Raw genomic sequence first — 7,184 nt, forward strand, 5'->3', positions numbered from 1 at the left:
CTCCGCATCCGCCCCACCCGCTCCGGCACGACCGTCCAGGCCACCACCACCCACCTCTACGGCCACACCCTCCACACCACCCTCCGCTGACCCCGAGGGCCGCGGGCAACGCCCCGCTCAGCCTGGTGCAGCGGCAGCCGAACGCCGTCGGCAGGCGGCACCCCCTGAGGGGCGCGGGGAACTGCGCGCCCAGCCACGGTGCAGCGGCACCGTGAACGCGGCAGGAAGTGCCACCCCCTCAGGGCCGCGAGCCCCACCCCGGCGCCAGCCGCAAGCCCACCGCAGGTGCGACCCACCGCCGAGAGGGACCCGCGGAACCACCCCGCGCCAACAAGCGTCACCCCCACCGGAGGTGATTGGCATGAGCGGCCCCGACTTCCTCGCCGCGTACGCGGCAGTATTCCTCCTCGCCGGTCTCGGCACCGCACTTCTGCGGGCGACGTACCGGAAGAGGCACGACACCGCGCCCGGCGCGGGCGACGAGCCAGTCGACGTCTACACACTCGCCGTCGTCGGCGGCGGTTCCGCGCGGGTCGTGGACACCGCCGTACAAGCACTGGTCGAGGACGGCCTGCTGCGGGCCGGCCGGGACCACCAGATCACGCCGTGCGGGGTGACCACGGCCGACGACCCGGTGCGGCAGGCCGTGCTGACCTGCTTCGACCGCACCAAGACCGCCGATCTGCCGACGCTGCGGGCCGACGCGGGCGACAGCGACCCGGTGCGGCGGATCGCCCGGAACGCCATCGACCGCGGCCTGTTGCTGGCCCCCGGCCGGCAAGCCGGGTCGATGGTCGCGCTGCTGCCGCTCGCCGCCGTCTTCTGCGTGGGTGTGGCGCGGCTCGTCCACGGCATCAACCACGGCCGCCCGGTCGGCCTGCTGGTACTTGAGCTGGTGATCAGCGCCGTCGTCATAGGGGTGACCGCCGCCGCCACCCCGCGCCGCACCCCCGCCGGGGACCGGTTGCTGGCCCGCGCCCGCCGGGAAGGCGCCCCCTCCGGCGCTGACCCGCTGGCCCCCGCGGCGGTACTGGGTGTCGCGCTGCTCGGGGCCGCGGGCATCACGGACACCGACCTGCGCCTTGCGCTCTACGGCGGCATGTCCAGCTCGTCGGACAGCTCCGGCGGAGGCGGCGGCTGCGGCGGGGGCGGCGGCTGCGGAGGAGGGTGCGGCGGATGACGGTTACCGCCCCCGACCTCGGGTACGGCATCGGCTGGCGCCCGGCGATCGACCTGACCGTCGAGCGGCTGCCCGGCGTGGACTTCGTCGAGGCCATCGCGGAGAACCTCGACCCGCGGCGGCTGTTCACCTCACTGCGGCTGCTGCGGGACCGCGGCACACCCGTGGTGCCGCACGGCGTCTCGCTGTCGCTGGGCGGCGCCGAGCGCCCTGACCCCGCGCGGCTGGCCCATCTCGCCGCCTGCGCAACGGCGTTGGGCTCCCCGCTGGTCAGCGAGCACATCGCCTTCACCCGGGCGGGCGACTGGAACGCCGGGCACCTGCTGCCGGTGCCCAGGACCAGGGACACGGTCACCGTCGTCAGCGAGAACGTCAGGATCGCCCAGGACCACCTGCCCGTCCCGCTGGCCCTGGAGAACATCGCCCCCCTCCTGGCCTGGCCCGGCGAGGAACTGACCGAGGGGCAGTTCCTCGCCGAGATCGCCGACCGCACGGGCGCCCTGCTGCTGGTCGACGTCGCCAACCTGCACACCGCGCACATCAACCTCGGCATCGACCCGCGCCAGGTCCTCGACGAGATCCCGCTGGAACGGCTCGGATACGTCCACGTGGCGGGCGGCGTCGAACGCGACGGCGTCTGGCACGACACCCATACCCACCCGGTGGCCGAGCCGGTTTTCGACCTGCTCACCGAGCTGGCGGGCAGGGCCCGGCTGCCGGGCGTGCTGCTCGAACGCGACGGGGCGTATCCGACCGACGCCGGGCTCGCCGGCGAACTTGCCGCGATACGCGGCGCCGTCGCCAAGGGACGGGCGGCGCATGACCGCCGCTGAGCGGGCCGCGCTGGGCGCGGCGCAGGAGCGGCTGCTCGCCGCGCTCGTCGGAGGTGCCGAGCCGCCGCCGGGCTTCGACCCCGAACGCCTCCGCGTCCAGGCCGAGGCGCTGGCCGCCAAGCGCGCCCACACCACGCACTCCGGGCGCCCCTCCCCCCTGCGCCGCCTCACCTGCCGGCGCCGCTGAGGGGGCCCGCACACAGCAGCCCGACGCCAGGTCAGGGCGAGCGCGGGGGACCCGCACGCCTGGCGCCGGCGGAGCGCGCCCGCGACGTCCGCGCCCGTCAGGAGAACGTACGGCTCAGGTGCCGGGCCAGCGCCTCCGGCGCCGGGCGGTGGAGGCGGGCGGAGATGTGGCCGTCGGGGCGGATCACGACGGCCTCCGGCGACCGCGCCGCGTACCGGTGGCGGAAACCGTTGTCACGGTCGTGGACGCGCGGCACGCCGAGCCCGTCGCCGGGCGCGCCGGGCGCGAGGACGGCGAAGACGTTCAGGCGCCCGTGGGCGGCCGTCCGCGCCGCCGTCGCGCAGGCCCGCAGCTCCTCGGCCGCCGCACCCGCGTCGGCGTACAGCAGCAGCGTGTGGTGCGGGCTGCGCAGCAGGTCGAACAGCCGTACCGGGTACGCGGCGATGTCCCCGGTGAGCCCCCGGCAGTCCGGCGCGCGGTCGCCCGGCAGCGGCTCGGGGCAGCCGGGATCGGCGTCGACCAGCGGGCTGTCGCGGTAGCCGACCAGGAGCTGTGCCTCGCGCAGGACCTCCGCCTCGGCGCCCTCCGCGGTGTGCCGACCCGTCCGCCAGACGGCCTCCGCGCCGACCGGGTGCCGCTCGGCGTGGTAACTGTCGAGCAGGCCGTCCGCGGCGACGCCCTGGGTGGCGAGCGCCAGCTTCCAGGCGAGGTTGTAGGCGTCCTGCACACCCGTGTTCATGCCCTGAGCGCCGGTCGGCGGGTGGATGTGCGCGGCGTCGCCCGCCAGGAAGACCCGGCCGGCGGCGTAGCGGTTCACCAGCCGGTGGCCGATCCGGACGACGGACGACCAGCGCAGCGCCCGCGCGGTGGTCGGCCGCGGCGACAGCCGGTCCAGCACGGCCTGGATGTGCCGCAGCTCCGGTGCGCGCCCGGACTCCGGCCCGTGCGCCGCCTCGTGCCCCTGCCCCTGCGCCGCCGACAGTTCCGGCGGGACCGGCATGGACATCCGGTAGCGGCCCGGCCCGGGCAGCGGGACGCAGACCAGCAGGTCGCCGGTGGCGCCCGCGGCGTCCTGGTGGACCGAGCGGACCGCGTAGCCGTGCGGCAGGTCCCAGTCGACCGCGACATCGCCCAGCAGGTACTCCTCGGCGAAGGCGTCGCCCTCGAAGGCCGGCCCGAGGACCTGCCGGGTGCGGCTGTGCGCGCCGTCGCAGCCGACCACGTACCGCGCCCGTACCGTCTCGGTGCCGTCTGCGGTGCCGAGTCCGGCGCGTACCGAGCCGGCCGTACCGGCGTCCTGCTCGACGTCGAGCAGCTCCGTGCCCCGCTCGACCCGGCCGCCGTACGCCTCCAGGCGCGCGGTCAGCAGCTGCTCGGTCGCGTACTGCGGCAGCGCGGCGAAGCCGTACGGCACGTCGGAGGGCAGCTTCAGGTCGATACGCGGTCCGGGCCGGCCGTTGACGAAGGTCAGCCGGCCGTAGAGCGGGACGGCCGCGTCGAGGGCGTCGCGCACCAGACCCATCGCGTCCCACACCTCCAGGGTGCGCGGCTGGACACCGACCGCCCTGGCGTACGGCTGCGGCTCCCGGAGCCGGTCCACGATGCGGCAGCCGACGCCGCGGCGGTGCAGTTCGACCGCCGCGGTCAGCCCCACGGGACCCGCCCCCACCACCAGTACCTCGGTGTCGTCCATCGTCGCTCCCCGGCGTCGGGAGGGTGCGCCGCGCACCGCTCGTCCGCCCCGCCCGTCAAGCCTGCGCCCGACCGTGCCCGGCCGCATCTTCGTCCGTTCGGACGGAACCGACACGGCACTGCGCGCATCCGATATAAATGGGCCTTCGCGCGGACGGCACGGCCGTTTGTGCGTGCTTGTCCATGGGGTGGGGACCGGGTTTGGGGGGTTTGCCGTGAGCTGGAGCGACCAGGGCGGGAGCGGTGGTTACGGCGGTGGGAGCGGGGGCCACCCGCCGCCTCCGCCGCCGGGGGGCGGCTACCCGCCGCCGCCCTTGGGCCCACCGCCGATGCCCACCACGCCGCCGGTTCCGCCGGTTCCGGCCGACCCGCTGCGGGCGGTCGCCGTGGGTGTGCTCAACCTGAGCGGCCTCGGGCTCGGCTATCTGCTGATCCGCCGCTGGACCGCGCTGGCCGTGGCCCTGATCGCGACGGGCGTCTTCGTGGCGACGGCCCTGCCCGCCGACCCCGACGGCGTGTCCGGCGGGGTGCTGGCCGGCTATGTGGTCTTCCTGCTGCTGACCGTCGTGCACGGCGCCCTGCGCGGCCTGCGCACCCGGCTGTCCTTCCCGTCGCAGACCCCGCTGGCGCTGCTGCTCGGGCTGGTGATGCTCGTGGTGCCCGCGGGCGCGGTCGTCTACTACAACGGCGCCAAGGACGACGCCACCCAGCAGATGCTGCTCGACCGGCTGGACAGGGCCGACCAGCTGGTGCAGGCGGCGAAGGCAAAGCCCTTCGAGACCGCCAAGTCCGACTACGACTCGGCGCTCGGCTCCTACCAGGACCTGGACAGCGAGCACCGGGGCTCGAAGGCCGCGAAGAAGGTGCCGGACCGGCTGCAGACCTTCTACGCGGTCATCGGTACGCCCTACGACCAGAAGAAGTTCTGCGACGCGATAGACCCGCTGGAATACCTGCGGACGGTGCCGCAGCACGTCGACAGCAGGACACTCGGCTCGCTGACCGGCTGGCCCGACGACCGGCTCGCGACGTCGCTCTACGAATGCGGCATGACCGAGCTGACCACCCCCGCTCCCGACGCCGCGACCGACGGCGGGAAGCTCGGGCGACTGCTCACCGAGTTCCCCAAGTCCCCGCAGGCCGCCAAGGTCGAGCCCGCGGTCAGGGCGAACATCGACGCCACCGCGAAGGGCCTGGGCGGCGCGGACCCGTGCGGCACCACCGACCAACTGCGCGCGCTCGGCTCGGACACCGCGGCCCTGCCCGGTGACAAGGCGGGCATCACCGACGCCCTCACCGCCGACTCCCACCGGGTCGACGGCTACGTGGAGACCGGTACGTACAACTGCGGCGTCTCGCAGTACCGGAGCGGCAGTTTCGGCGACGCGCTCACCACGATGAACGACTTCACCGGCAAATACCCGCATGACAAGAACCGCCCGCTCGCGCTGAAGATAGCGATAGCCGCGGAAATCGCCACGAAGGTGCCCGCGGCGGGAACGAAGGTACCGACCCTCGGCTCCGGCGGCTCGATCAGCGTGACCTTCAGCAACGACAGCCCGGACGCGGTCGAGATCCTCTACACCGGAGCGGTCACCGGCAGCTTCACCCTCAAGGGGTGCAGCGGCTGCTCGCGCTATTCGAGCGACGCGCTGGCGCAGAGCCAGGCGTGCAAGAACACCGGCAGGCACTACGCGAAGCGGACACTGCACCTGCCGGCCGGCACCTCGTACATCATGCAGAAGCCCATCGACGACGCCGATTCCGCGACGCCGATAGCAGACAGCCACAAGTTCAGCAGCGGCTACATCTATACGGAATGCGCCTACGTATTGGAGTCGTACAACTTCTGACTCCGCAGGATTCCGGGCACCGCTCCCCGCGCCGCCCGTCGAAGCGCAGCCGTTGGCGTGAAAAAGTCCCTCGTGCGGCCGCCGCGGCGGGCGGCGCGGGCGTTCGGGGCGGATTCTGGCCGGGAGGCGCCCGCCGGGGCGCCACGACCGGTGAGGTGGCCATGGCGGGAACGGTGCGGGGACCCAGGACGCGGTCGCGGGGCGTGCTCGGCGCGGTGTGCCTGCTGGTGGCGCTCACCGCCTGCTCCAGCTCCGGCAACGGCGGGTCGGGCTCGACCGCGAGCGCGTCGGCCCCCGCCTCCTCGTCCGCCGCGGGCGGCGGCGCCGACCGTATCGGCATCAAGAACTTCGCCTTCGGCCCGGCGGCGCTCACCGTCAAGCCGGGCGCGGTCGTCACCGTCACCAACAACGACTCCACGACGCATACGGTGACCGCGACCGCCGCCAAGGCGTTCGACACCGGTGACATCGCGCCGGGCGCCACGAAGACCTTCACCGCGCCCGCGAAGGCCGGCTCCTACCCGTACATGTGCACGATCCACCCGTTCATGGCCGGCACCCTGACCGTCGGCTGAGCCGTCGGCTCAGGACGGGGCCAGCGAGCCGCCGTTCAGCACCAGCAGGGCCACGGCGGTCGTCGCCATGCCGAGCGTGGCCAGGAACGGCAGCCGGCTCCCCGGCCTGGCGCCCGCCGACGTCGCCGCGGTGGTCGCCGCCGCCAGGCCCGCGGTCACCGCCAGTGCCGCCCAGCCGGCCCGCCCGACCGGTCCCGGCGGCCCCAGCACGAGCACCGCGGACGCGGCGAGCAGCGGCAGCGGGGCCAGTACGCGGCTGCGCTGCCGGCCCAGCCGCTGCGGCAGGCCGCGGACTCCGGCGGCCAGATCGGCGTCGATGTCCGGCAGCACATTGGTGAAGTGCGCGCCCACGCCGAGCAGCGCGCCCGCCGCCATCGCCCAGGCGGGCGGCCACGGGCGGCCCGGCAGGCCCAGCGTCACGAACGCCGGCAGCAGCCCGAACGCCAGCGCGTACGGAACCCAGGAGGCCGCCGTGCGCTTGATCCCGAGGTTGTACGCCCAGGCTGCCGCCACGCCGGTGAGATGGGCTGCGCCCGCGGCTCTTCCCGCGGCCAGCGAGAGGACGACACAGGCGGCCAGCGCGGCGGCTGTGGCCGCCGCGACCGCGCCCCGGGCCGCCGTGCCCGCGGCCAGCGGCTTGTCCGTGCGGCCGGCCGCGGTGTCGCGGGCCGCATCCACGAGGTCGTTGCACCAGCCGACGGACAACTGCCCGCACATGACGGCTGCGCCGATCAGGGCGCACGCGGTCGGTCCGCGGCCCGAGGCCGCGGCCAGCGCGGTCATCAGCGCGGTGACCGCGAGGGTCGGCTCGGGATGGCACGCCCTCACCACCCCGCTGCCACCACCCATCCCCCCACCCTAGGC

At 74.7% G+C, this 7,184-nt stretch carries 5 protein-coding genes and 1 pseudogene; 4 read left to right on the plus strand and 2 right to left on the minus strand.

The window, feature by feature from the left end; genetic code table 11:
• Positions 1–361: 361 nt before the first annotated feature.
• Both V7E46_RS31185 and V7E46_RS31190 read left to right on the plus strand, forming a co-directional pair.
• Positions 362–1,180, plus strand: a complete 819-nt coding sequence (locus tag V7E46_RS31185) for a TIGR04222 domain-containing membrane protein (RefSeq protein WP_333771554.1) — start codon at positions 362–364, stop codon at positions 1,178–1,180.
• A pseudogene (locus tag V7E46_RS31190) lies at positions 1,177–2,140 on the plus strand (DUF692 domain-containing protein); the annotation flags it as partial. The gene V7E46_RS31185 and the pseudogene V7E46_RS31190, both read left to right, overlap by 4 nt.
• Positions 2,141–2,297: 157 nt before the next feature.
• On the opposite strand, the gene V7E46_RS31195 reads toward V7E46_RS31190, so the two are convergent.
• A complete protein-coding gene (locus tag V7E46_RS31195) occupies positions 2,298–3,893 on the minus strand; it encodes an FAD-dependent monooxygenase (protein ID WP_333771555.1) in 1,596 nt (531 codons plus the stop codon).
• A gap of 328 nt (positions 3,894–4,221) precedes the next feature.
• Between V7E46_RS31195 and V7E46_RS31200 the strand changes: the two genes are divergently transcribed.
• Positions 4,222–5,745: a hypothetical protein gene (locus V7E46_RS31200; protein ID WP_333771556.1), complete on the plus strand. Its 1,524-nt coding sequence runs from the start codon at positions 4,222–4,224 to the stop codon at positions 5,743–5,745.
• A gap of 161 nt (positions 5,746–5,906) precedes the next feature.
• Complete coding sequence (locus tag V7E46_RS31205; protein WP_333771557.1) at positions 5,907–6,320, plus strand: cupredoxin domain-containing protein; 414 nt, start codon at positions 5,907–5,909, stop codon at positions 6,318–6,320.
• 9 nt (positions 6,321–6,329) lie between these two features.
• On the opposite strand, the gene V7E46_RS31210 is transcribed toward V7E46_RS31205, so the two are convergent.
• Positions 6,330–7,169, minus strand: coding sequence for a UbiA family prenyltransferase (locus tag V7E46_RS31210; protein WP_333771558.1), 840 nt, complete (start codon positions 7,167–7,169; stop codon positions 6,330–6,332).
• Positions 7,170–7,184 lie beyond the last annotated feature (15 nt).

This window comes from Streptomyces sp. IBSBF 2435 (assembly GCF_036815005.1).
Lineage (GTDB): Bacteria > Actinomycetota > Actinomycetes > Streptomycetales > Streptomycetaceae > Actinacidiphila.

Excerpts from the sequence above, each read along its gene's own strand:
- V7E46_RS31185 (WP_333771554.1), top strand. The coding sequence starts at position 362 with ATGAGCGGCCCCGACTTCCTCGCCGCGTACGCGGCAGTATTCCTCCTC.
- V7E46_RS31195 (WP_333771555.1), bottom strand. The coding sequence starts at position 3,893 with ATGGACGACACCGAGGTACTGGTGGTGGGGGCGGGTCCCGTGGGGCTG.
- V7E46_RS31200 (WP_333771556.1), top strand. The coding sequence starts at position 4,222 with ATGCCCACCACGCCGCCGGTTCCGCCGGTTCCGGCCGACCCGCTGCGG.
- V7E46_RS31205 (WP_333771557.1), top strand. The coding sequence starts at position 5,907 with ATGGCGGGAACGGTGCGGGGACCCAGGACGCGGTCGCGGGGCGTGCTC.
- V7E46_RS31210 (WP_333771558.1), bottom strand. The coding sequence starts at position 7,169 with ATGGGTGGTGGCAGCGGGGTGGTGAGGGCGTGCCATCCCGAGCCGACC.